Raw genomic sequence first — 24,669 nt, 5'->3', positions numbered from 1 at the left:
TCCGGCGCCAGGCAGTCTCTAAGATGCTGTCCATGTCTCACCAATACTTGGGATAACGCCCAGCACGGGTGGCGTTGTTGTACAGCAACGCCACCAGTATCAGGATCAGCGCGCCACTCAAGGTGGGGAATAGCAGGAACCCCCAGCCCGGTTGCGCCAGAAAGATGATCACCGGGTTCGAGCCCGCCGGTGGGTGCACGCTGCGGGTCAGCATCATCAGGGCAATGGCCGACCCCACTGCGATGGCCAGCGACCAGATATCAGGCCCCAGCAGATGCAGGCAGAGCAGGCCCACCAGGCTGCTCAGAACATGCCCCAGCAGCACGTTGCGCGGCTGCGAGAAGGGCAGGTCGGGGTAGCCGAACACCAGCACGCAGGAGGCACCGAAAGAACCCAGCAGCAGGCTGGCCGAGAGCAGGTCGGCGCTGACGGCGATGCTGCCGATGGCGAGAAAACCGCCGAGCCAGGCCAGGGCGATCTGGCGTGCCGGTGGCAAGGGCGGCAGTGGCGCCTGGTCGCCGCGTAGCTTGGCGAAGAATTTCAGCATGCTGTGGCTCTCCTCACGCGAGTGCTGGAAGCAGGATTGTTGATCAGTTTGGCGGGTGGGCGAACCGGGCGTCGCACCAGTTCGCCATCGCAGTTGGGGCAATGTCCAGCCAGGCGCTGCTCGGCGCAGTCGCTGCAGAAGGTGCACTCGAAGGAGCAGATGCGAGCGTCCAAGCTGCTCGCTGGCAGGTCGCGATCGCAGCATTCGCAGTTGGGGCGTAGCTCAAGCATGGAGAGGTTCCTGAATGGGCTGGCCGAAGCGCTGCAGGTAGTCCTGCGGGCTGATGGCCAGGTGTTTGTGAAAGCTGCGGCGCAGGTTCTCCGGATGGCCGAAGCCGGTCAGCCGCGCTACGGTGGCAATCGAGGCCTGGGCGTCCTGCAACAACAGGCGGGCGGCTTCCAGGCGTACCCGTTCGACGTAGCGCCCTGGGCTCATGCCCAGTTCCTGGGCGAACAGGCGTGACAGGGTGCGCGGCGTCATGTGTGCCTGGTTGGCCAGCGCCTCGAGCGACAGATCGCTGCCGAGGTTGAGGGGAATCCACTCGAGCAGGGCTGCCAGGCGCGGTACGCGGCTGGGTTCGGGGGTGAGCAGGGCGCTGAATTGCGCTTGCCCGCCGGGGCGGCGCAGGAACATCACCAGGCGACGCGCGACGGCCAGCGCTATCGGCCTGCCCTGATCGGCTTCCACCAACGCCAGGGCCAGGTCGATACCGGCGGTGACACCAGCGGAGGTGAACAGGTGCGCCGAGCCGCCGTGATCCTTGGGGTCGTAGGTGTGCAGGCAGTCGGCGAGCACTTCAACCTGCGGGTAGCCCAGGCGCAGGGTTTCGGCATCGGCCCAATGGGTGGTGGCGCGGCGGCCATCGAGCAGGCCGGTGGCGGCGAGGATCAGTGCGCCCGAGCAGATCGAGCCCAGACGGCGGATGTGCGGCTCGCTATTGCGCAGCCAGGTCAGCAGGGCCTGATTCTGGCATTGCGCCGCTTCGCCCAGGCCGCCGGGTATCAGCAGTGTATCCAGCGAGTCGGCCGCACGCTCACGCCAACTGCCATCGGCCACCAGTTGAAAACCGGCCGAGGTACGGACCGGGCCGGCCTCATCGGCGAGCAGTTGCAGGTGGTAAGCGGGGGGCAGCCCCTGGCGCTGGCGTTCGACGTTGGCCGAGGCGAACACCTGCAATGGCCCGGTGACGTCGAGGCTCATGACATCGGGGTAGATCAGGCTGGCGATGGTTCTGGGCGCATCCATGGGGAACCTCCTGGAGGACGGGAGGCAGTGTGCGCTGAGGCGGGGGTGGCAACAAGGACATCAGGCCCACGAATCTTGCCAATTTCGCGGCCTTTGGGGGCGCCACTCGGGCGCCCCGGGCGGCAGGTTAAGCCGGCATGCTCCAGGGAGCCAGGTCGAAGCCCTGATTGCGCAACTCCTCACGGGAGCGGTTGAGGGCTTCGGCCAGTTGCTGCGGATCGCTGTAGGTGGCGCTGGACAGTTGAGTGCGACCGAGCACGCGGGTGCTGGTACGGTCGATCACGCTGATGCTGACCACGGCGCTGCCATCCTGCTGCGGGCTCCAGGCAACGCATTGGAAGGGTTGAAAAGCACGGTCGGCGATCAACAGTGCATCGTTAAAACGGAGCGGGGTATTCATGGTTGGTTTCTCCCAAGGGCTTGCCAACAACTTAAATGGTGGCCGCGGGTTATTTGTGCGGCCTTTCAAGTCTGTTGATGAGCGGACTCGGGTGTTAAGTCACATCCATTCGGAAAAAGTTTTCAAAGTGCGTAAAAGTGCCGCAGGCGCTATTTGAAAGCGACGTTTGCAGGCAACTTTTACGACCAGAAGTTCCCTTGTTCCTTTATTCCGGTTGCGCGGCCGGTTGGCCTTGCGGAGCATCGTTACGCTCGTGCCGGTAAGCGCTGACCGCCTCGTATACCGCCTTGCGCAGCCGGTTGATACCACCGATGGGGCGGTGTTCGGCAAGTGAATGCCAGGGGTTGAAGGACAAATTGTCGCAGAACAGGTTTTGTTCGCGGCTATCGAAGTCCTGTGGCGGCAATGTGATACGCGCCACGCTTTGGAACGGCGAAATCTTTTCGCTCCACTCTACGCTCGGGTCTTCGATGGGCATGTAGTACTGCGCGTTCTGTTTTTGTACCTGCAACTCGAAACAGGCCGGCATGCGGTCGAGCGAAAGTTGCTGATAAAGGGCATTGCGCAAGAAGTTGGGCAGGGCCTGGTTCTGCTCGGGCAGGTTATAAGGCGGGCAGTTCTGTGGCGCCGGTACCACGCGGTACTTGATGTTGGCCGGGCCAAGCTTGTATGGGGCGATGGAGTTGTAGGTGGTGGCCACCGGGCTTTCCGGGGCGGGGGCCAGGGTCTTCAGGGCGATGAACAGGTGGCGGACTTCCCAGGTGCGTGGATCCCAGCTAGGGAAGAACGCCAGCACCTTCTTGCCATCGGCCTGGGCGGCGAAGTTGCTGCGGTATTCGGCCACATCGCGGACGAAGAACACCGGATGATTGAACATCACGAAGTCTTGCTCGCTGGCATGCGCCGGGCTGTGCATGAGCTTTTCGCCCGGTACGTCGAGCAGTTTGATGGCCATGCCGCGGGCATCGCGGGCGCGGTCGAACTGTGGGTAGGCGTTGCCGTTGGACAGGCGTACCCAGGCTTGCCAGGTCTTGCCCGGCTCGCTGAATACCCCCTGGCGCAGATCGGCGTCGAGGTCGTCGAGCACCTGTACCTCGCCCTTCACGCAACCATGGGCCTTGGCATGGGCATCACGCAGGACGCGGGTATTGTCGCGGTGCTGCTCAACCACGCGCACGGCGTCCTCGATGATCAGGCGGGTCAGCGCCGCCTCGTCCGGCGGAATCTGCTCTTCATTGGCCACCGGGCCGGAGAATTTCTGCGCGTAATAGAGCTCGCCCACGCCCCAGCCCAGCAGGCCGAGCAGCGCCAGGGTGAGCAGGAGTTTGCCGAGGACGCGGCCAAGCCAGAGCCAGAAAGCTTTCAACATGGGTGGATTCCTTCTTCTCGTTCTTATCAGCTTTCGCAGCTCGGGGGTGGCGTGCTCGGGCGCACCGGGACGTCGCTTAGCTGGGCTTCCAGCGGCGGGTTGCCCAGCACCTTGAGGTATTCGATCAGGGCCAGGCGCTCATCCGGGGACAGGGCTCGGCCGATCACGCCTTGCTGGCGACAGCCATCGCGGAATTCATGACCGCCGTTGCCATTACCGGTCACACGGGTATCGAAGAAGAACCCGCCGGGAAATTTCTCGGTCTGGAAGCCGACGAACTTGGGGTCGTACTCGAAACTGCCGACCCAGAAGCTGCTTTGCCGCTCGTAGACCGGCGAGAGCAACTGGAACAGGGTCGGCACTGAACCGTTGTGCAGGAAGGGCGGCGTGGCCCAGATGCCATCCAGTGGTCTGGCCTTGTAGCCGCGCAGCTCCTGCACGCCAATGGGCAGGCCGTAGCCGTCCATCACCTGACGCTCCCGTGGTGGGATACCAGCGTCCTGATAGGCGCGGTTTTCCACGTAGGCGGTGATATAGGCCAGGCCCTTGGCGCTGGAGATGCTCTTGAAGTCCACCTCGTCGAGGCTGGAGCCGAACAGGCGCACGTCCAGCTTGCTCAGCTCAGCCTTGGTCCAGCCCAGGCGGCTGATGTCGAAGCGGTGGTCGGCGATGTTGTCGGCCGTGGTCGGATCGGTGCCGATCACGCTGAGCGGCACGATATGCATGCGCCACTCGGGATCACGGCTGGGGGCCAGGCGCTGGTCGACGGGTTTGGGATCCGGCGCGTGGCAACGGGCGCAGTTCTCGCTGAACAGGGCCTTGCCCTGGCTGGCCAGCGGCAGGTCGATCTTGCCCAGCACCTCTTGCGGCCAGTGCGGCGGTTGCAGGCGCTGGAGCGTTTCCTCGAGGGTATGGAGGTCATGTAGGCGCACGCTGGAGGCGTAGCGGTCGGCTTCGGGGATGGGTTGGCCATGGCCGTCGAGCAACTGCAGGGTGGCACCGACGCCCAGTGCTTCGCCAACGTTGCGCGCCATCGGCTGCATGGCCGAGCCGTTCCATTGCACCCAGTCGAACTTCCAGATGTCCCAGAGTTGCGGGTAGCTGACCGGGCCGTTGGCGATGCGATAGTTGGCTGGGTCGATGGCGTCGCCGAACACGGTATTGGCGATACGGCCGAAAGCATCGGTGCGGCCGAAGCCCTCTTCGGTGGGGTAGAGGCCGCGGTGCCAGTCGTTGGCGGCGGTTTCCAGCAACTCGTCGAGCACCTGCTTGAAGTCCTCGCGCAGGCGTTCGCGCCCTTGCGGGTACTGCTCGCCCAGCACCTCGCGGGCGAAACGGCGGAATTTCAGCGGGTTGTAGTAGGTGAAGAGCATGCTCATGCCCAATGCCTGGCCAAAGCCGCCGCCGCGCAGGGTCGGCACCGTCGAGGCCAGGGAATGCAGTGCGGCGCCACCGTCGATACGCACGGCCTGGCCACGATAGCGCAACTCGCCGGTGTGGCAGGCAGCGCAACTGATATCCAGGTACTGCTCGCCGCTCTCGCTGTCCTCGTGGCGGGTGAAACCGACCGGCAGGTTGCCCGGGTTCAGCGCGCTGGGCCGTTGGTTGGGGTCGATGAGCAGGCCGAAGCGTGCCAGGTACTCGGGACGGGCGAATCGGCTCGAGCCGAAGGGCATTTCCAGGGCGGTGAACCACTCGTAGCGCATGCCCTTGAGCTGCGTGCCCTGCGGCGTGTAGTAGTAGGTCTGGCGGTCGGCCTCCGACCATTGGTCGAGGTAGTGCAACTGCTCGGGTTGCTGATAGCTGGGCAGGTTCGGGTTGGCGACGTAGTAGAGGACGACTGCCAGGGCGATCAGCGCCAGCAACAGAACCAGTTTGAAAACTCGGCGGAGCAGGCGCATCGGGGTGTCTCCTTCAATGGAGTTCTTTTTAAGGCTGCTGTTATGCCAAGCCCGTAGTCCGTTGGCAAGTTGCCATCAATTGTAGACGAGCCATTTCTTGCACTTTTGTCTCTGCTTCTCTACGGCATGCTGGGCGCGGGCCTGCTAAGGTGCATGCGAACCCATCATGCAAGGACAGGCTCATGCATCCGTTCGAGGCCGAGAAACCTCCACAGTTGGCCCTTCTGCTGGGTTATGCCGGGCTGTTGCCTTTCGTCTTCGGGGCGCTGGGGATCTGGCTGATCCCGCAGGGTTGGCGCGCCTTCGTGCTCGAGGCGCTGCTCGACTACGCGGCGGTGATTCTGGCATTCATGGGGGCCATTCACTGGGGTCTGGCCATGCGCGCTGAGGCGAGCGAGAGCCAGGCGCAACTGCAGCTCGGGCTGTCGGTGATTCCACCGCTGCTAGGCTGGGTGGCGATTGCCAGTGGGCTGACCACCAGCCTGGTACTGCCGATCTTCCTGTTCGCCTTCAGCGGCCTGTACCTGGCCGATCTGCACGCGGTGCGTGTCGGCCTGGCGCCGAAGTGGTATCCAGCGTTGCGCACGCCGCTGACCCTGGTGGTGTGCCTCAGCCTGCTACTGGCCTGGGCCAGCGTGCTCTTCGTCTGAGGCGAGCAGGGCTGCGACTTGACGCTGGGTGGTCTGCCAGCGTTGCTGCCAGTCACCGCCGACCGCATGGAACCTCTGGTTCGTGCTCTGCAGCCAGTGCTGGCAGGCCTGGTGGAAGTCCAGACGATCCTGCAGCTCCGGTTGGCAGCGCTGGCCGTCGTCGCACCAGGGCACGCCACGCGGGTCGAGCAGCAGGTGCAGGTCGTAGTGTCGGCGCAACAGTTCCGTCTCCAGCCAGTCGGGCACGGCGCCGAACAGGCTGCGGCTCCAGAGGATATTGCTGAGCAGGTGGGTGTCGAGAATCAGCAGGTGCGGGCGCTCGGCCCGGGCCTGATCTTCCCAGGCCAGTTGCCCCTGAGCGATGACGGGGATGTCCGCGTAGCAGGTGTCGCGCTGCTCGCGCTCGATGAAGTGGCGCACGTATTCGCCGACCACACGCCCGCCGAAGCGCTGGGCGATGCGCTGCGACAGCCAGCTCTTGCCAGTGGACTCCGGCCCGGTCAGCACCACGACTTTCATGCGGCCGACCGCAATGCCAGATCCTTGCGCCAGCCGAGCCAGCCGCTGATGGCCAGCAGGGTGAACACGGCGTAGAGCACGGCGGTCAGGTAGAGTTCGGTGACGATGAAGAACGCCACGTAGCATAGATCCACCACTATCCATAGCACCCAGCATTGCGCGCGTTTCTGCGCCATCCACCACTGCGCCACCAGGCTGAAGGCAGTGAGGGCGGCGTCCAGCCAGGGGGCGCTGGCATCGGTGAAGGTGGCCATCGAATAGCCCAGCAGCAGGGCACCCAGCACTCCGGCTGCCAGATCACGAACAACGCCCGGCATGGGCAGCATGCTCACCTGACGCCCTTCATGGCGCTCGCCGCCGCGCGTCCATTGCCACCAGCCATAGAGCTGCAGCGCGGCGAACAGCACCTGCAACAGCAGATTGGAATACAAGCGCCAGTCGTAGAACAGCCAGGTATAGAGCAGCACCATGACCAGCCCGATGGGCCAGCACCAGGGGTTTTGCCTGACGGTCAGCCAGACCGAGATGATGCCAAGGCCGGCGGCCAGCAATTCGAGCCAGGACATGGGTCACCCCCGAGTAAAAAGGGCGCGATTGTAGCGCCAAGTCAGTCTGGATCAAACGCGGAACTGCCGATTCAGTTCCTCGGCCAGGTGCTTGATTAGCACGGTGATGCCCCGCACTAGCATGAGCCAGAGGCGGCTCATGGAAACCTTAGGAAGGTACTCTGCACGCTATCGGCATAAGGCTGCCGCCTTCGCGACCTTTGTCTGATAGCATCTCGCCCGGTCGAAAGCAGCCCCTGATACGCAGGAACCTCTCCATAACGCGTCTGTCCCAGGGGCGGGAAAAATTCAAAGCAGCGCATTGCCGTATTTCTTGGGGGAGTCAATGGATATCTGGATGGCCTTTCAGGCCCTGATTCTGGGCGTAGTCGAGGGGCTTACCGAGTTCTTGCCGATTTCCAGCACTGGCCACCTGATCGTGGTAGGCGACCTGCTGGGCTTCAACGGCCAGACGGCCACGGCATTCAAGATCATCATTCAGCTCGGTGCCATTCTGGCCGTGATGTGGGAGTTCCGTGCCCGCGTGTTCGGCGTGGTCGTGGGCCTGCCGCGCGAGCGCAAGGCTCAGCGTTTCACCTTCAACCTGCTGCTGGCGTTCATTCCGGCAGTGATCTTCGGCCTGGCCTTCGCCGATCTGATCGAGCATTGGCTGTTCAACCCGATCACCGTCGCCACGGCGCTGATCGTTGGTGGGTTGATCATGCTCTGGGCGGAGAAGCGCGAGCATGCGATCAAGGCCGAAACGGTGGATGACATGAACTGGAAGCTGGCCCTGAAGGTTGGTTTCGCCCAGTGCCTGGCGCTGATTCCTGGCACCTCTCGCTCCGGCGCAACCATCATCGGTGGTCTGGTGTTCGGCCTGTCGCGCAAGGCGGCCACCGAGTTCTCCTTCTTCCTGGCGATGCCGACCATGGTGGCGGCCACGGTGTACTCGCTGTTCAAGTACCGCGACATCCTGCATCTCGACGACCTGCCGATCTTCGCCATTGGGTTCGTCACCACCTTCATCGTGGCGATGATCACCGTGCGCGTCTTGCTCAGGTTCATCGCCAACCACAGCTATGCCGTGTTCGCCTGGTACCGCATCGCCTTCGGCCTGGTGATCCTGGCCACCTGGCAGTTACACCTGATCGACTGGAGCACCGCGCAACCGTGATCGGCAACGAGCGCAAGGGGCTTCTGAAACGCTGGGACGACGCCAAGGGCTTTGGTTTCATCCAGCCGCAGGGTGGCGGTGCCGAGCTGTTCGCCCATATCTCGGTGATGCGTGGGGAGCGCCGTCCCCAGGCAGGGGATGAGGTGTTCTATATCGAGGGGCGTGACCCGCAGGGCAGGCCGCGCGCCGAGCACATGCGTCTGGCGGGTGAGTTGAGCCTGGATCGCCAGGCCATTCGCCGCAAGCCGGCGGCCAGGCAGGCAGTCAGCGGCCGCGAGCCAGGCAAGGCCACTCGAAGTACGCGACGGCGGCAGGGCGAAGGCATGATTCAACATTTCGGCGCCAAGGCCGTGCTGTTCCTGTCACTTTGTGCATTGCCGCTGTTTGCTGCGCTGCTGCAACTGCGTGGCGCCCTGTGGTGGGTATTGCCGCTCTACCTGCTGGCCAGTGCGCTGAGCTTCGTGCAGTACTGGCAGGACAAACGCAGTGCCCAGCAGGGCAGGCGGCGTACACCGGAGCAGACCCTGCATCTGGTCGAACTGGCCGGTGGCTGGCCGGGCGCCCTGCTGGCGCAACAGGTGTTTCGCCACAAGACGCGCAAGCTTTCCTACCAGATACCGTTCTGGCTGATCATCGCCGCACATCAGGTGTTCTGGATCGACCTTCTGTGGCTCGATGGTGCCTACCTCGCTCGCTACATTCCGTTACCCATCCAGTAACCGCACGGGTTGCAAGGCTCGCTGGCATGAAACCGCGGTAAGCGACTATGTTGGCGTCCCGGATTCTGCCAGCCTGGCGAGAGCAAGGTGTCATGCGAACAATAGTGAGAAACCTCGGTGCAGCCATTGCCAGACAACGTCTCGCAGCCGGTTTACGGGCGCTTGGTCTGTGTCTGCTGGGCTGGCTCGCAGGCCCCGTGCAAGCGGCTGCCGGGGTGCAGCTAACCCTGGGCGGTACGCCCGAGTCGCTGGCCTATACCCGGCTCGTGCTCGAGCAGACCTTGGCATCAGGAGGGCATGCCGTCGAGGTGCGGGAGCTTACCGACCTACCGATGACGCGCCTGGAGCTCATGCTGCAACGTGGAGACATCAGTGCGCTGATCCTCGGGCCGACGGCCGAGCGTAATCGCAGGTTTCTGCCGGTATGGGTGGATATCACCGACAATCTGGTCAATCAACGCATCCTGTTCATTCCCAAGGGGAGCCAGGCGCTGTATGACCCGGTGCACAGTCTGGAGGACTTCCGCCGCCTGCAGCGGGTGGCAGGCATGGGCACGGCTTGGGCGGACAGAGCCATCTGGGAAAGCAATGGCCTGCCGGTGGTGAGCATCGACGGCGACTGGAAGCGGCTCTACCGTATGGTGGCGTCGCCGGCACGGCGGATCGACTATCTGCCCCGTGGCGCCCACGAAATGGCGCTGGAATGGAAGCAGCACGCCGACCTGGAGGTGGAACGGAACCTGGTGTTCACCTATGCGCAGGATCACATTCTCTATGTCTCGCCGGCGCGCCCGGAGCTGCATCGCTTGCTGCAGGCATTGTTGCCGCAGGCACAGCGCACGGGGCTGATAAGTCGTCTGGCCAGGGAGTACTACCACCAGGCCTTCGAGCCGCCGGTCAGCCTGCAGCAGCGGCGAGTCATCCGCCTGGGGATGCCCGCGATTCTATAGGAGTAGCCCCGGTTGCAAGCGCTTGGGTAGGCGGCGCACCACTAGCTGATGGGAGCGGGTGAGCAACTGGCGCAATTCCGCCTCGCCCAGAGGCAACTGCCGGGCACTCATGCTGATCCAGTGCGCGCGGGCCAGGTAGGGCGCCGGGCGGATGCCGGGGCGATCCACGTAACCCAGGAACAGGTCGCTGTCGACCTTGAAGGCCAGATCCTCGCCGAGAAAGTCGAGGATGGCGAACATCTTGTTGCCCGCGATGGAAAAGACTCGATTGCTGCCCCACTTGAAGTCTTCACGGGCACCGGGCAGGTTCAGGCAGAAGGTGGCGATCTGATCGGGGGTCATGGCTGATTCCGAAGTCTGCAGGTAGTTGGCTGGGTGTGCATTCAGGTCGGGGCAGCCTGCGAGCGTTCGTACGCCTGGGTCATGACCCGCCAGGTATGTGGGTCAGCCGGGATCAGGTGCTCGATGCGCAGCGAGGCCACTGTGATATCCAGCGGCATGCCAAAGGTGGTGAAGGTGGAGAGAAAACTCAAAGGCCCCTCGGGTGAGTCGATGCGCGTCATCACCAATGGTGGGAGTTCGTCGTGCCCTGCGGCCGGCCCGCAGGGTGCTGGTAAACCCGCCAGCATCCTGGCCAGCTCGGGATCTTGCAGTGCTTCACGTGAGGCGCGCTGCCAGGCAAGGGCGCGGATCTCATCGGCGTTGACCAGGTGATCCCCCAGGCCGCCTGGTTGCAACAGGGTGACCAGCAGGTTGAGTTCATCGGCGCTATCTGCCGGCAGTCCCAGCAAGCCGAACAGTGCCGCCGTGCTGGCATTGGCAGCCAATACCTGCCACTGGCTGCCTAGCACTATCGCCGGGGCCGGATTGTTGGCTTGCAGGATATGGCCGATGGCGTCACGAATGGCGGCAAGGGACTGCGCCTCGAGCGGTGACTTGCCATAGCGCGGCGCGTAACCGGCAGCTAGAAACAGGCTGTTGCATTGCTCCAGCGGGGCTTCCAGGGCCATCAGCAAGGCGTGCAGAGTCGCGGGGCTGGGCCTGGCGCGGCCGGTTTCGATGCAGCTCAGGTGGCGCTGGGAGATGCCGCAGATCAGCCCCAAATCGAGTTGGCTGAGGCCGGCCTGGCGACGCAACTGGCGCAGTTGCAAGCCAGCAGGGGCAAGGGCAGGCGTTCGTGGCGGAAGGTGGGCATTCATGCACGGACTCTGGCAGTTCGGGCGAGGCGTCGTCCATGACCTCAGAGGTCATTGAACCAGAGGTGAGCCTATCACTAATTTGCTTGCACCATCGTTCAGGAGCCGCTCATGAACCGACCTTACCTCGCACTCGTCACCCTGCTGAGCTTTGCGCTCTATACCGCTTGGAGCATGGCGGTAGCCGAACAGTCGCTGCTGGCTTTCGGTCTGCAACTGCTGTCGCGCCCGGATACCGCGCAAGTCGTCATCGATCTCTACCTGATGGCAGCGCTGGCCATATGCTGGATGTATCGCGATGCACGCGCCAAGGGGCGTTCGTGGCTTTGCGTCCTGCCTTACCTGGCCCTGACTGTCCTCTTCGTTTCCATCGGCCCGCTGACCTACCTCGTGGTCGAAGGCTTCTGCCGCCAGCGCTTACCGGCGGCACGCGCATGAACACCGGTTGGCGCCGCCTTGACCCGCGTGTTTTGGCAGCTTCTGAGCTTGTCTTGTAGACTCCGCTCTTCCTTGCTTCTCTACGAGCAGTGCCTGCTGCGCGCGCCCATCGTTGGCCACCCATGAATATCGATCGCCGTTTTCGCTTCGCCTGGCTGTTGCTGTGGCTGCTGCTGTCATGGCCAGCGCTGGGCGATGTGCTGCCTGTGGATGGGGGGCAACTCGGCGATGCGCCAGTGTCGCTGACTCGCCATGTCGGCATGCTGGAGGATCCCTCTCAGGCCTTCACCCTGAAGGAGGTGCGTGATGCTGCGCAGGAGGGCCACTTCCGTTACCAGCAAGGCAGCGGCGCATCCTTTGCTCTGGGCTTCACCCGTTCGGCCTACTGGTTTCGCCTGGTACTCGGCAATTCCAGCGATGTGCCGCTCACGCGCCTGTTGGTGGTGGACAATCCGCGCATCTCCCAGGTCGATGCCTACATTCCGGACGGGCAGGGTGGCTATCACACCTGGTTGACGGGGGCCGACCGGCCATTCACCACCAAGGCCTACGACAATCGCAATTTCGTCTTCCCGGTCGGACTGCCGGCGCGCTCGCAGCAGGTGATCTACCTGCGCGTGCAGTCGAGCATCGGTCTGCTGGTGCCGTTGCAACTCTGGTCGCCGCAAGCCTTTCAAGCCTACGAGCGTGATGACTACATGGCACGCAGTGGTTACATGGGCATCGCGGTGGCGATGATCCTGTTCAACCTGATGTTGTTCATCGCTCTACGCGAGCGCATCTACCTGCTGTACGTGACTTTCGTGCTCAGCGCCGCGGGCCTTTTGACCATCAAGAACGGCATGGCGCCGGACTGGAGCCTGTTCGGCTTCACGCTCAATTCCAATGTCGCCTACTACAGCAGCGCGTCGCTGGCCTTGTGCGCGCTGATGCTGTTCATGCGACAGATGCTGCAGACCCCGCGTTTGCTGCCCTGGGGCGACCGCCTGCTGCTGGCGATGATCGGCCTGTATCTGGTATCGCCGTTGATCTACGCCCTGGCCTTGCCTCAGGTGTCCCGAGTGGCCATCGTGCTCAACCTGCTGACAGCGCTGATGATGATCGCCATTGCCGTCGCCTGTGCCGTGAAACGGCAGCGCAGTGCCTATTTCTTTCTCGCCGCCTTCGGCCTGCTGATACTGGGCGGGGCCAGCACCACGTTACGTGCCATGGGCATCCTGCCGACCAACGTGTTCACGGTCGACGGCCTGCAACTGGGCTCATCGCTGGAAATGCTCCTGCTGGCCTTCGCCCTGGCCGACCGTATCAACGTCATGCGCCAGGAAAAGATGCAGGCCCAAGCGCAACTGCTGCAGGCTCAGGAGCAGCTGGTGGACAGCCTGCAGCGCTCCGAACGTGAGTTGGAGCAGCGTGTGCAAGAACGCACACAAGAGCTGCAGGTGCTCAATCAACGCCTGGAAAACCTGAGCATGACCGACGCGCTGACAGGCATCGGCAACCGTCGGCAGTTCGATGCCATGCTCGCTCAGCAATGGCATCAGGCCCAACGCAATGCCACGCCGTTGGCTCTGGCCGTTCTGGACGTGGATTGGTTCAAGCCCTACAACGACCTCTACGGCCACCCGCTGGGAGATGCCTGCCTGCGCCAGATTGCCCAGGCGCTGGAAGCGACCCTTGGCCGCTCGACGGATTTCGTCGCCCGTTATGGTGGTGAGGAGTTCGTCTTTCTCGCGCCCATGACCGATCTGGCCGGTGCGCTGCAGCGGGCCGAGCAGCTGATCGCGGCGGTGCGCGCCCTGAATCTGCCGCACAGCGGCTCGCCCTATGGTCAGGTCACCCTGAGCATCGGCGTGGCGGCCATGCAGGCCACGCCGCAGCACGATCAGCAGCAGCTTCTGGAGCGGGCCGATGCCGCCTTGTACCGGGCCAAGCAACGGGGGCGCAACCGCGTCGAGTGCGACCAGACGGAGTGAACGCCGCCCCTGTGTAGGAGCGAGCTCATTCGTGATAGGCCATGGCTCGATGCCCCGCGACTCTGCGTGCTTGATGAGGGGTAGCCGTAGGGCGGACTCAGGAGCCTAAGCGAACAGTCCGCCGGGCCATGCCGAGTTCGGCACCACGGCTCACGCCCAATACAAGCATTCCAACTGCGAAGAGCCATAAAAAAGCCCCGAGCACGCAATGCGCGCCCGAGGCTAAAGGAGCGGCGGAGCGGAGCCGCCCCCAGGAGAGAAAACTCAGGCCTGTGGCTGCCAGCCGCCACCCAGCGCCTTGTAGATGGCGACGATGCCGCTGTACAGCTCCACCTCGGCCGCCGCCTGGGCGTCTTCGGCGGCCAGGCGCTCGCGCTCGGCATCGAGCAGCACGAGGAAGTCCACCGTACCTTCGCGGTAACGAATCGCCGCCTGCTGCGCCGCCGCACGGCTGGCTTCGACCTGGCGTACCAGGGCGATCAGGCGTTGCTGGCGCTTGCCGTAATCGCTGAAGGCGTTCTCCGACTCTTCCAGCGCCAGCAGCACCTGTTGCTCGTACTGCGCCAGGGCACCGTCGGCTTCGGCTTCGGCGCCGCGCAGACGCGCGCGCACGCTGCCCAGGTCGAATGCGGCCCAGCTTATGCTCGGTGCCACGGCCCAGGCCCGCGCTGCCGAGGCGCCCAGTTGCGAGCCGCGCCCGGCGGTAAAGCCGAGAAAGCCCGACAAACTCACCCGTGGGAACAGGTCGGCCGTGGCCACGCCGACTTCGGCGGTGGCTGCCGCCAGTTGCCGCTCAGCGGCCTGCACGTCCGGGCGTCGGCGCAGCAGCTCGGCCGGGTTGCCAATCGGCAGGGCCTTGGCGATGGCTGGCAGCGGCTTGGGCGACAGATCCACCTCCAGTTGCTCCGGGCGCTGGCCGAGCAGGGTGGCGATGCGGTTGCGCGCCCGTACCTGCTGCGCCTGCAACTGCGGCACGCTGGCTTCCACCGCCGCCAGGCGGGCATCGGCGCGCAGCACGTCCAGCTCGCTGCCGATACCGGCATCGCGCAACTGTTCGGTGATGGCGCGCGATTCCTGCTGGTTCTTCAGGTTTTCCAGGGCGATGTGTTCACGTAGCTGCGCGCCGCGCAAGGTGCCGTAGGCATCCACCAGCTCGGCGATCAGGCTGACCTGAATCTGGTAGTAGTCGGCCTCGGCCACCTCGATGCGCGCTTCGCTGGCCTCCAGTTGGCGCTGGATGCGGCCGAACAGGTCGAGCTCCCAGGCCGTGTCCAGGCCCAGGTCGTAGCGTTCCTGGCGCACGCGCTGCTCGGTGGTCGGTGGCTGCTGGGCCTTGCCGAATTCGCCACTGGCACGGCTGGTGACGGTGGGGAAACGGTCGTTGGCCACGTCATCGCGAATGGCCCGCGCCGCGCGCAGGCGGCTGAAGGCCACGCGCAGCTCACGGTTGTCGGCAAGCGAGCGCTGCACCAACTGGTTCAGCGTCGGGTCGTCGAACTGCTGCCACCAGGCCGCCTCGAAACGGGTGCGGTCGTAGTCGCCGGCCTCCAGCGCGGCAATGCGCGCCGGGTCGGTTTCGGGTGCGCGATAGTCCGGGCCTACGGCGCAGGCCGACAGGGCCAGGGCGAGCAGGGCGGGGGTAAAGGCCTTCATGCGTGCACCTCCTGCAGGCGGGCGACTTTGCGCGCTTGGCGTTTCTCCACGAAGGCGCGGATCAGCACGTAGAACACCGGCGTCAGCAGCAGGCCAAAGAAGGTCACGCCAATCATCCCGCTGAACACCGCCACGCCCATGGCATGGCGCATCTCGGCACCGGCGCCGGAGGAGAGCACCAGCGGCACCACGCCCATGATGAAGGCGATGGAGGTCATCAGGATCGGGCGCAGACGCAGGCGGCAGGCTTCCAGCACAGCGGCGATGCGATCGAGGCCTTCTTCCTGTTTCTCCTTGGCGAACTCGACGATGAGGATGGCGTTCTTGCACGCCAGGCCCACCAGCACGATCAGGCCGATCTGGGTGAAGATGTTGTTGTCGCTACCGGCCAGGATCACCCCGGTGATGGCCGAGAGCAGCACGGTCGGCACGATCAGGATGACCGCCAGCGGCAGGCTCCAGCTCTCGTACTGGGCGGCCAGCACCAGGAAGGCCAGCAGCACGCAGAGCGGGAAGATGAACACGGCGGTGTTGCCGGCGAGAATCTGCTGGTAGGTCAGATCCGTCCACTCGTAGGTCATGCCATTGGGCAGTTCCTGTTCCAGCAGCTTGGCGATGGCGGCCTCGGCCTGGCCCGAGCTGTAGCCCGGTGCGGCGGCGCCATTGATCTCGGCGGTGAGGAAGCCGTTGTAGTGCATCACCCGGTCGGGGCCGGCGCTGTCTTCCACCTTGACGAAGGTGGACAGCGGCACCATCTCGCCACGGTTGTTACGTACCTTGAGCTGGCCGATCTGCTCCGCTTCCAGACGGAACTGCTGGTCGGCCTGGACGTTGACCTGATAGGTGCGGCCGAAGCGGTTGAAGTCGTTGGCATACAGCGAGCCCAGGTACACCTGCAGGGTGTCGAAGATGTCGCTGATGGCCACGCCGTGGGTCTTGGCCTTCTCGCGGTCGATGGCGGCCTCCACCTGCGGTACGTTGACCTGATAGCTGGTGAACACCGACATGGGGTTCAGCTCCGGCAACTGACGGGCCTTGTTGAGGATGTTCTGGGTTTGCGTGTACAGCTCCTCGTAGCCCAGGTTGCCGCGATCCTGAATCTGCAGGCGGAAGCCGCCAATGGTGCCCAGGCCTTGTACCGGGGGTGGTGGGAAGATGGCGATGTAGGCGTCCTGGATCTCGCTGAACTGGCCGTTTAGCGCGCCCGCGATGGCAGAGGCCGACATGGACGGATCCTTGCGCTGGCCGAAGTCCTTCAGCGTGACGAAGACGATGCCGCTGTTCGGGCTGTTGGTGAAGCCGTTGATCGACAGGCCCGGGAAGGACACGGTGTTCTCCACGCCCGGGTACTTGGCAGCGATATCGCTCATGCGCTTGATCACCGCCTCGGTGCGGTCGAGGGTGGCGGCATCGGGCAACTGGGCGAAGGCCACCAGGTACTGCTTGTCCTGCTGCGGCACGAAGCCGGTGGGGGTACTGGAGAAACCCAGGTAGCCGAGCACCAGCAGGCCGCCGTAGACCAGCATGGCGATGCTGCTGCCGCGCAGCACGCGACGCACCGTGCCGACGTAGCCATGGCTGGCGCGGTCGAACACGCGGTTGAACGGGCCGAACAACCAGGCGCCGAACAGCTTGTCGAGCAGGCGCGAGAAACCATCCTTGGGCGCGTGGTGATCTTTCAGCAGCACGGCAGCCAGCGCTGGCGACAGGGTCAGCGAGTTGATCGCCGAGATCACCGTGGAGATGGCGATGGTCAGCGCGAACTGCTGGTAGAACTGCCCGGTGAGGCCGGAAATGAACGCGGTGGGCACGAACACGGCGCACAGCACCAGGGCGGTGGCGACGATGGGGCCGGTGACTTCCTTCATGGCCTGGCGGGTGGCTTCCACCGGCGACTTGCCCAGGCCGATGTTGCGCTCGACGTTCTCCACTACCACGATGGCGTCGTCCACCACGATGCCGATGGCCAGCACCAGGCCGAACAGTGACAGGGCGTTGAGGGAGAAGCCGAACAGGTGCATCACCGCAAAGGTGCCGATCAGCGACACCGGCACGGCGGCCAACGGGATGATCGAGGCGCGCCAGGTCTGCAGGAACAGGATCACCACCAGCACCACCAGCACGATGGCTTCGAGCAGGGTGTGCACCACCGCCTCGATGGAGCCACGGACGAAGATGGTGGGGTCGTAGACGATCTCGTAGTCCATGCCCTGCGGGAAGCTCTGCTTCAGCTCGGCCATGCGCGCACGCACCTCATCGGAGATGGCGATGGCGTTGGAACCGGGACGTTGGAACACCGGGATGGCCACGGCTGGCTGGTTGTTCAGCAGCGAGCGCAGGGCGTACTGGTTGGAGCCCAGCTCGATGCGGGCGATGTCACGCAGGCGGGTGATCTCGCCGTCTTCGCCGGCGCGGATGATAATGTTCTCGAACTCTTCCTCGGTGACCAGACGGCCCTGGGTGTTGATCGACAACTGGAAGCTATTGCCAGCGTCAGAGGGCGGCGCGCCGAGGGCGCCGGCGGCGACCTGGCGGTTCTGCTCGCGGATGGCGTTGACCACATCGCTGGCGGTGAGCCCGCGCGAGGCCACCTTGTTCGGATCCAGCCAGACGCGCAGCGAGTAGTTGCCCATGCCGAACAGTTGCACGTCGCCCACGCCGTCCAGGCGCGCCAGCTCGTCCTTGACGTTGAGCGCGGCGTAGTTGGACAGGTAGAGCATGTCGTAGCGGTTGTCCGGCGAGGTCAGGTGCACCACCATGGTCAGGTCGGGGGAGGCCTTGTCCACGGTCACGCCGAGGCGCTGCACCTCGGTGGGCAGCGTCGGCATGGTGCGGGTGACGCGGTTCTGCACCTGTACCTGGGCGTTGTCCAGATCGGTGCCGAGGGCGAAGGTCACGGTCAGGGTCAGCTTGCCGTCGTTGGTCGACTGCGACGACATGTAGAGCATGCCTTCGACGCCGACGATGGCCTGCTCCAGCGGCGAGGCGACGGTCTCACCGATCACCTTGGGGTTGGCACCGGGGAAGTTGGCGCGCACCACCACGGTGGGCGGCACCACTTCCGGGTATTCGCTGATCGGTAACTGGAACAACGAGATGGCGCCGCTGATCAGGATCAGCAACGACAGCACGGCGGCGAAGATTGGCCGCTGGATGAAGAATTGCGAGAAATTCATGGCTCTTTCCTCAAGTCGCGCAGGCGCGATCAGCCGCGCGGCGAGCGAATATCGGTACGTTCGGCGGCAAGGCGGGGCGACTGGCTCTCGGCGGCGGCCTCACGCATGCGTGCCAGTTGCGCCAGGGTGTCGGCATCGGCCATGGCCACCGGTTGTGGGTCGACGGTGGCGCCGGGCATGGCGCGCTGCAGGCCGTTCACGACGATCTTCTCGCCCTTGCTCAGGCCGCTGCGGACGATGCGCAGGCCTTCGAGCTTCGGCCCCAGTTCAATTGAGCGGTAGGCCACGGTGTTGTCGTCGCCGAGCACCAGCACATACTTCTTACCCAGGTCGGTGCCCACCGCTTCGTCCTTGATCAGAGTGGCGGCGTAGGGCTTGCTGCCCACCAGCTTGAGGCGCGCGTAAAGGCCCGGGGTGAAACGGCCGTCTTGATTGTCGAACACGGCGCGGCCACGGATGGTGCCGGTGCGCGGGTTGACCTGGTTGTCGAGAAAGTCCAATTGGCCCAGGTGCGGGTGACCGGCCTCGTCCGACAGCCCCAGATACACCGGGCTGGCGCCACGGGCATCGGTGCCGGCATCATGGGCCAGTTCCGTGTACTTGAGGAAGGCGCGCTCATCAGCATCGAAGTAGGCGTAGACCTTGTCGGTGGAGACCACCGAGGTCAGCAGGCTTTCACCCGCGTTGACCAGGTTGCCGCGAGTTATTTCGGCGCGGCTGACGCGGCCATCGATGGGCGAGGTGATGCGGGTGAAATCCAGATTGAGACGGGCGTTGTCCAGCTCCGCCTGGATAGCCGCGACCTGCGCTTGCGCTTCGCTGGCGGCACTGGCGCGGGCATCGGCCAGTTCTGCGGAGATGGCGTTGCTCTGGCGCAGACGTTCGCCACGGCGGGCTTCGTTGACGGCGCGAGCCTGGTTGGCACGGGCCTGCTGCAATTGCGCTTCAAGTCGCTTGAGCTCGGCCTGGAAGGGGCGCGGGTCGATCTGGAACAGCAGGTCGCCTTTCTTCACTAGGCTGCCTTCATTGAAGGCCACGCGGTCGATGTAGCCAGATACGCGTGGACGAATCTCCACCGATTGCGGCGCTTCCAGGTGCCCGGTGAACTCGTCCCACTCGTTGACCGGCTGCTCGATGACCTCGGCCACGCTGACCTTGGGTGCCGGCATCTGCGCCTGGGCCTGCGGGGCTTGCTCGCAGCCGCTCAGCAGCAGAGCGCCGGCGAGGGCAAGGGGGAATATCCAGATGTTCTTGTGAAACTGTTCCATAGATGACTCCGCCAGTCGGATTTGTGAATGGGCGGAGTCTGCGGTGAGGTACGGCGAGCGACTAATCGAACGCCATGAAGTTCAATATCACCGGCAATGATTATGTGCGGCTATTCATGAACGAAGGGCATGGTTGCGGCCATCGGACCTGTGCACCGACAGCCGCGTGGGATGTGTGTAATCAAGCGTCCACAGGCCAGGTGCCACGGCGCACCATTTCCCTGACGCGGTCAACGCCATTGGCCCGTACCAGCAATTCCATGCGTGCTTTTTCGATGTCCTCAGCGCTCCAGTGCTCGGTGGCCATGGTGGCCTTCTCGTGAGACCAGCCATTGTCGTAGTGGCGCACCACGTATTGCTGCTGATATTCCCACATCGAGGTTCCGGGAATCGGGGTAACAATAAAAGGGTTGGCATAGGCCATGCCTGCACCCATCAGGGTGACGGCATAATCGATGGTGCGCTCGATCAGCTCCAGACTCTCGATGAAAGGCTCTTGCCCTGGCCGTTCGGGAGGATTGACGAACCCCAGCATGAAGCCGCCGGTGACCTGAATACCGTGCTCGGTGAAGATCTCTATAAGCTCGAAGGTCGATTGTTGAATCGCGTTGAACCGGGACTTGTTGGAGTTGACCAGGCTCTCTTCGTTTGCGCTTTCAACAGCGAGATATACGTTATAGCAACCATTCTCGGCGATGGAACGGATGAACTCCCTTGCATTGAGTCCTCCTTTGATTGCCTCGATGACATTACGGTATTGCGGGTTTCTGCGTTCATTTTCATCCAACTGAGCGATAAAGCTTTCCCCAAGATGCAGAAGGATCAGGTTGAAAAGGCTTAACCCGCCTTCTTCGACCCAGGGTAGGTCGTGCTTTTTCAAAAGATGGCCGACCTCCATGGCATAGAGCGGGTCGTGCATCAGGTGATCGTCCTCGATCAGGACTTCGGTCACACCCTGCCTGACCAGATCGGCCAGGTGCAGGTCGAACCAGTCCAGCCCCAGGGCGCGCCAGGGGCCGTTGATTTTCGGGATGTAGCAAAAATTGCAGTTCACGTTGCAGCCGATCGTGGAGAATATCTGCGCCCAGGCGCCGTGCTTGCGCACTCGGGCCCCGGAGGAGTGATAGGGCTGCAGGTAATGGCTCATGTCCAGAAAGCTGAAGTCCGGCAGGGGCATGATGCCAAGCCGTTCATTGAGGCCCTGGCGCTTTGGAACGATGCTCAGGTAGCTGGACTTCTGGGTAGGGCGAACCAGTTGCCCACGGCTGTCCCGGTAGGCCACGCCAGGTACGGCATCGATGTTCGTGCCCTCATGGGTCAAGGCATCGAGCAACAGGGTGAAGGCCCGGTCGGCCTCATTGATCAGCGCGAAATCGAAGGCCGAATCCAGCAGCGCGTTCTTCCAGTCACCACTGGAGTGGGCCCCGCCGGTCACGAGCACCAGGTTGGGATCGATGCTCTTCACCAGCTCGGCCAGTGCCCGCGCATTGCCCCATTGCACCGTGTAGTTGCATTGAATGCCGACGATATCGGGTTGGCTGGTTTCGATGATCTCGCGTAGCTGCGTATCGTTGAGGCCATAGCGGATCAGGTTGCCCTGATCGACCTGTACCAGGCTGTGTTCCTGGGACCAGCCGGCAAAGGGCGCGTCGACGATCTGCACGTCGTAGCCGGCGCGTCGAGCCACCGTGGCGATGCGTAGCAAGCCGATAGGCGTACCGGCTCGCTTCATCACTTCAAAGGTGTCTATGCCGATGCGGGCGAATGCACTGTCGTGCGGGGTAGGTTCGATTAGACGGGTGTAGGGTGGAACGAACAACAAGACACGCGGCGCCTCGCCATTGGCGCGTCGGCGGATGGCGGTTCGACTGCTGAGCAACGAGGGTTGCCTTAGATGCTTGAGCAAGGGGCGCGTAGGGGAGACCGAAAAGCTGGGCTCGCGGCTGTCGATCCTGATGGTATCCTGTGAAGCGATCAATTCCATCTGTCTGTCTCCTTGAAAGGTCGGTGTCAGCCTGAGGTTTTGCGTGAGCGCGAAGTGGCGATGACGGCCCCGAGGATGATCAGCACGGCCGGGATCAGCAGGATCGGGCTGGCATCGCTTTGCCCGACCACAATCAGCAGCACCGTGGAGAACAGAGGCGCCAGGTAGGACAGGGCGCCCAGCATCGCCAGGTTGCCGTGCTTGGTGGCGTGATCCCAGGCGAAGAAGGCCAGGCCCACTGGCCCCAGGCCGAGGGCGACGATTGCCGCCCATTGTTCGGCAGCAGGGCGCACCGTGGTCTCGAACAGCAGGTGGCAGAGCAGGCCGGCGGCGGCGACCAGGCCGCAGATACCGCCGATGATGCTGCTTGGCACGTTGCTGAAACGCCGATTGACCACCGAATAGGTCGACCAGACCCAGGCGCCGGCAAAGGCAGCGGCGTAACCCATGATGGGCATCGCTGCGCTTTCCTGGCTGGCGCGCTGTTGCATGATCAGGGCTGTTCCCGCCAGGCCGAGCAGGGCGCCCAGCAGTTGGCGTTTGCGCAGCGACTCGCCGGTGCCGAGGCTAGACAGCAGGACGATCATCAGTGGCCAGAGGTAGGCGATCAGGCTGGCTTCAGCCGCTGGCGCGGCCTTGAGCGCGAAAAAATACAAGGCGTGATAGCCGAAGATGCCGGCGAACCCCGTTGCCCATACATACCAGGGCTGGCGCCAACTGTTGAACTCAGCAGCACCCCGCAGGCCAAGAATGCACAAGCTGGCCACGAAGGCGACGGCGAAGCTCGAGGCCAGCAATTGAAAGGCCGGGATGCCGGCCGTCAGGGTCGTCAACAGCGCCAGACAGGCCCATAGAAATACCGCGATCACCCCGATCAGTGTGGCGCCTGCGCTCGCGCCGAGGGTAGCGATGGATAGGTTGGAAGTGGTCATGCAAGCCCCGCCTGCCTGTGATGTTCAAACGGGGAAAATACAAAGGCGCGGGTAGGCGGTCTTGATCGGAACTGCCGGAGAATTGTTCGAGACTGCTGCCTTCGGGGCCGCTTCAAGCACCTAGTGGCGACAGGACGCAGCAAGCCGGGGCCGAGATGGGCTCTTCAGTGGGCGCGTGTGCGTTTGCGTAGCGAGGCCGGTGTCAGGTCGTGGGCCTTCTTCAGCGCATGGGTCAGCGCGCTCTGGTCGGCGTAACCGGTGCGATGGGCGATCTCGATGATCGGCAGCGAGGTCTGGCGCAGCAGGTCGATGGCCAGGTTCAGGCGCAGGCTGGCGATATGGCTGAATGGCGTTGTTGCCAGGTGCCGCTCGAACAGGGCGTACAAGCGCCGCTCACTGGTGCCGGAATGGCGGGCGATATCACGGATCGTCAGGGGGGCATGCAGGTGTCGTTCGATATAGTCCAAGGCCTTGGCGAGGATGAGCTGACCGGGATCCTGTGGGCTGACCTCGGGCTGCAACAAGGAGCACAGCAGCAACTGGCTCCACGACTCGGTCAGCGTTGTTGAGTGGCTCAGGCGCGCGCTGTTGCCGATGGCGTAATCGAGCAGGTGACGGATATCGGGGCTCAGCGCAAAGAAGCGCTTGCCGCTCAGTGGGTCGAGTGCTTGCGTGGTGCTGTCGCTGGTTTCGGCACATTGGGCCGGCACGTCCAGCACCAGAAAGCTGTTGTGGGTGTTGGCCTGGAAGGTATGCCGGGCGCCGGCGGCGATCACCACCCCCTGGCTGGCATCCACCTTGCCGCCGCGTCCGTCGATCTCGATTTCCATTGCGCCGCAGCGCGGCAGGACGATCTGGTGAAAGTCGTCGTGTTCGTGAAGCTCCACCTCCCCTGAATAGGAACGTATCGCCAGGGAGAAGGGGAAAGGGACGGTAGCGTTCATCCATGACTCTCTTGGTGTCGAGACTGAGCGCAAGTGTAATGCAGCGCTCGGAGCTAACAAGACAGGGATATTACAGACTATCCGGGTCACCACAGAACATCTGGATCCGCGAACGCAGCCAGCGCTCGGCCGGGTCGTTGTCCTGGGCGCCGCGCCAGGCCATGTGCAGCTCGAAGGTCTGCGTCTGCAGTGGCAGATCCTCGGCGCGCAGGCCGCCAGCGGCGGTCAGGGCGGCGGCGGTGTAGTCGGGCACGCTGGCGACGATATCGGTTTCCGCCAGCAAGGTGCCCAGGCCGTTGAACTGCGGCACGGCCAGCACCACATGGCGCTTGCGCCCGAGCTTGGCCAGTTCGTCATCGATGAAGCCGGTCAGGTCACCGGCGAAGGACACCAGGGCATGGGGGCGGTTGCAGTAGTCATCCAGGCTCAGCGCGCCGGGGATGGAATCGGCGCGCAGCAGCTTGGCCTTGCTGCGGCGCAACACCTTGCGCTTGGCGTTGGCGGGCAACTCGTCGGTGTAGGCCACACCCACGGAAATCTCACCGGAGGTCAGCAGGCCGGGCATCATCAGGTAATTGGTGCGGCGAACCACCAGCACCACGCCCGGCGCTTCGGCGCGCAGGCGGCGCAGCAGGGCAGGCAGCAGGGCGAACTCGACGTCGTCCGAGAGGCCGATGCGGAACACTGCGTTGCTGGTGGCCGGGTCGAAGTCGGCAGCGCGGCTGACGGCCGTGGAGATGGAGTCCAGCGCCGGCGAGAGCAGGGTGAAGATCTCCTGCGCACGCGGGGTCGGCTCCATGCTGCGGCCGGTGCGTACGAACAGCGGATCGTCGAACAGGGTACGCAGGCGCGCCAGCGCCGCGCTGATGGCTGGCTGGCCCAGGAACAGCTTCTCGGCGGCACGGGTCACGCTGCGCTCGTGCATCAGCGTCTCGAAGACGATCAGCAGGTTCAGGTCGAGGCGACGCAGATCGTTGCGATTCATTCGGATACCATAGGAGGGAAACTGGCCTTGTCAGCACTGCGTTGCAAATGAGAGCCTGTGCGTGGGCATAGTAAGGTCAGTGCACGGCGGATTGAAAG

At 63.8% G+C, this 24,669-nt stretch carries 23 protein-coding genes; 6 read left to right on the top strand and 17 right to left on the bottom strand.

Annotation, left to right across the window (positions count from 1 at the left end):
- Positions 1–37: 37 nt before the first annotated feature.
- From PVE35_RS12080 to PVE35_RS12055, 6 genes are all read right to left on the bottom strand, one after another.
- Positions 38–547: an HPP family protein gene (locus PVE35_RS12080; RefSeq protein WP_277374775.1), complete on the bottom strand. Its 510-nt coding sequence runs from the start codon at positions 545–547 to the stop codon at positions 38–40.
- Entirely contained in the window at positions 541–777 is a 237-nt protein-coding gene (locus tag PVE35_RS12075; protein WP_268183861.1) for a DUF1272 domain-containing protein, read from the bottom strand. The genes PVE35_RS12080 and PVE35_RS12075 overlap by 7 nt, the downstream gene beginning before the upstream one ends.
- Positions 770–1,792, bottom strand: coding sequence for a GlxA family transcriptional regulator (locus tag PVE35_RS12070; RefSeq protein ID WP_277374774.1), 1,023 nt, complete (start codon positions 1,790–1,792; stop codon positions 770–772). The genes PVE35_RS12075 and PVE35_RS12070 overlap by 8 nt, the downstream gene beginning before the upstream one ends.
- Positions 1,793–1,919: 127 nt before the next feature.
- Positions 1,920–2,192, bottom strand: coding sequence for a hypothetical protein (locus PVE35_RS12065; RefSeq protein ID WP_268183866.1), 273 nt, complete (start codon positions 2,190–2,192; stop codon positions 1,920–1,922).
- 205 nt (positions 2,193–2,397) lie between these two features.
- Positions 2,398–3,561, bottom strand: coding sequence for a catalase family protein (locus PVE35_RS12060; RefSeq protein ID WP_277374773.1), 1,164 nt, complete (start codon positions 3,559–3,561; stop codon positions 2,398–2,400).
- 26 nt (positions 3,562–3,587) lie between these two features.
- Positions 3,588–5,462, bottom strand: coding sequence for a di-heme-cytochrome C peroxidase (locus tag PVE35_RS12055; protein ID WP_277374772.1), 1,875 nt, complete (start codon positions 5,460–5,462; stop codon positions 3,588–3,590).
- Positions 5,463–5,644: 182 nt separating this feature from the next.
- Here PVE35_RS12055 and PVE35_RS12050 point away from each other — a divergent pair, with 182 nt between their 5' ends.
- Positions 5,645–6,112, top strand: coding sequence for a DUF3429 domain-containing protein (locus tag PVE35_RS12050; RefSeq protein WP_277374771.1), 468 nt, complete (start codon positions 5,645–5,647; stop codon positions 6,110–6,112).
- Here the strand turns inward: PVE35_RS12050 and PVE35_RS12045 are convergent.
- Positions 6,080–6,631: an AAA family ATPase gene (locus tag PVE35_RS12045; protein ID WP_277374770.1), complete on the bottom strand. Its 552-nt coding sequence runs from the start codon at positions 6,629–6,631 to the stop codon at positions 6,080–6,082. The two genes, PVE35_RS12050 and PVE35_RS12045, sit on opposite strands and share 33 nt — an antisense overlap.
- Entirely contained in the window at positions 6,628–7,197 is a 570-nt protein-coding gene (gene pnuC / locus PVE35_RS12040; protein WP_277374769.1) for a nicotinamide riboside transporter PnuC, read from the bottom strand. The genes PVE35_RS12045 and pnuC overlap by 4 nt, the downstream gene beginning before the upstream one ends.
- A 325-nt stretch (positions 7,198–7,522) precedes the next feature.
- On the opposite strand from pnuC, the gene PVE35_RS12035 reads away from it, so the two are divergent.
- The 3 genes from PVE35_RS12035 (at position 7,523) to PVE35_RS12025 (ending at position 10,022) form a co-directional block, all read left to right on the top strand.
- Positions 7,523–8,353, top strand: a complete 831-nt coding sequence (locus tag PVE35_RS12035) for an undecaprenyl-diphosphate phosphatase (protein ID WP_277374768.1) — start codon at positions 7,523–7,525, stop codon at positions 8,351–8,353.
- Complete coding sequence (locus tag PVE35_RS12030) at positions 8,350–9,072, top strand: DUF1294 domain-containing protein (RefSeq protein WP_277374767.1); 723 nt, start codon at positions 8,350–8,352, stop codon at positions 9,070–9,072. The genes PVE35_RS12035 and PVE35_RS12030 overlap by 4 nt, the downstream gene beginning before the upstream one ends.
- Positions 9,073–9,164: 92 nt before the next feature.
- Positions 9,165–10,022 (top strand): hypothetical protein, encoded by an 858-nt coding sequence (locus PVE35_RS12025; protein WP_277374766.1) that lies wholly within the window; start codon positions 9,165–9,167, stop codon positions 10,020–10,022.
- Here PVE35_RS12025 and PVE35_RS12020 read toward each other — a convergent pair.
- Together PVE35_RS12020 and PVE35_RS12015 are read right to left on the bottom strand one after the other, a co-directional pair.
- Positions 10,017–10,364 carry an MmcQ/YjbR family DNA-binding protein gene (locus PVE35_RS12020; RefSeq protein WP_268183885.1) on the bottom strand — a complete coding sequence of 116 codons (348 nt, stop codon included), beginning with the start codon at positions 10,362–10,364 and terminating at the stop codon, positions 10,017–10,019. The two genes, PVE35_RS12025 and PVE35_RS12020, sit on opposite strands and share 6 nt — an antisense overlap.
- 41 nt (positions 10,365–10,405) lie before the next feature.
- On the bottom strand, positions 10,406–11,221 hold the full coding sequence (locus PVE35_RS12015) for a helix-turn-helix transcriptional regulator (protein WP_268183886.1): 816 nt from the start codon (positions 11,219–11,221) through the stop codon (positions 10,406–10,408).
- A 108-nt stretch (positions 11,222–11,329) separates the two neighbouring features.
- Here PVE35_RS12015 and PVE35_RS12010 point away from each other — a divergent pair, with 108 nt between their 5' ends.
- A complete protein-coding gene (locus PVE35_RS12010) occupies positions 11,330–11,656 on the top strand; it encodes a DUF2834 domain-containing protein (protein ID WP_277374765.1) in 327 nt (108 codons plus the stop codon).
- A gap of 122 nt (positions 11,657–11,778) precedes the next feature.
- A complete protein-coding gene (locus tag PVE35_RS12005; RefSeq protein ID WP_277374764.1) occupies positions 11,779–13,629 on the top strand; it encodes a diguanylate cyclase in 1,851 nt (616 codons plus the stop codon).
- Between the two features lie 264 nt (positions 13,630–13,893).
- Here the strand turns inward: PVE35_RS12005 and PVE35_RS12000 are convergent, their stop codons facing one another.
- The 7 genes from PVE35_RS12000 to PVE35_RS11970 form a co-directional block, all read right to left on the bottom strand.
- Entirely contained in the window at positions 13,894–15,282 is a 1,389-nt protein-coding gene (locus PVE35_RS12000; RefSeq protein ID WP_277374763.1) for a TolC family protein, read from the bottom strand.
- A complete protein-coding gene (locus PVE35_RS11995; protein ID WP_277374762.1) occupies positions 15,279–18,458 on the bottom strand; it encodes an efflux RND transporter permease subunit in 3,180 nt (1,059 codons plus the stop codon). The genes PVE35_RS12000 and PVE35_RS11995 overlap by 4 nt, the downstream gene beginning before the upstream one ends.
- Before the next feature lie 29 nt (positions 18,459–18,487).
- On the bottom strand, positions 18,488–19,726 hold the full coding sequence (mexE, locus tag PVE35_RS11990) for a multidrug efflux RND transporter periplasmic adaptor subunit MexE (protein ID WP_277374761.1): 1,239 nt from the start codon (positions 19,724–19,726) through the stop codon (positions 18,488–18,490).
- 181 nt (positions 19,727–19,907) lie between these two features.
- A complete protein-coding gene (locus PVE35_RS11985; protein WP_277374760.1) occupies positions 19,908–21,710 on the bottom strand; it encodes a cobalamin-dependent protein in 1,803 nt (600 codons plus the stop codon).
- 26 nt (positions 21,711–21,736) lie between these two features.
- Positions 21,737–22,642 (bottom strand): DMT family transporter, encoded by a 906-nt coding sequence (locus tag PVE35_RS11980; protein ID WP_277374759.1) that lies wholly within the window; start codon positions 22,640–22,642, stop codon positions 21,737–21,739.
- Positions 22,643–22,806: 164 nt separating this feature from the next.
- The gene (locus PVE35_RS11975; protein WP_277374758.1) at positions 22,807–23,586 is read right to left on the bottom strand and encodes an AraC family transcriptional regulator; all 780 of its coding nucleotides are present in this window, start codon (positions 23,584–23,586) and stop codon (positions 22,807–22,809) included.
- Positions 23,587–23,656: 70 nt separating this feature from the next.
- Complete coding sequence (locus PVE35_RS11970; protein ID WP_268183901.1) at positions 23,657–24,571, bottom strand: LysR family transcriptional regulator; 915 nt, start codon at positions 24,569–24,571, stop codon at positions 23,657–23,659.
- Positions 24,572–24,669 lie beyond the last annotated feature (98 nt).

This window comes from Pseudomonas sp. AA-38 (genome assembly GCF_029457475.1).
In the GTDB taxonomy this organism is placed as follows: domain Bacteria; phylum Pseudomonadota; class Gammaproteobacteria; order Pseudomonadales; family Pseudomonadaceae; genus Aquipseudomonas.
The sequence above is the reverse complement of the archived record's forward strand: the minus strand, read 5'-3'. Positions and strand labels throughout refer to the sequence as shown.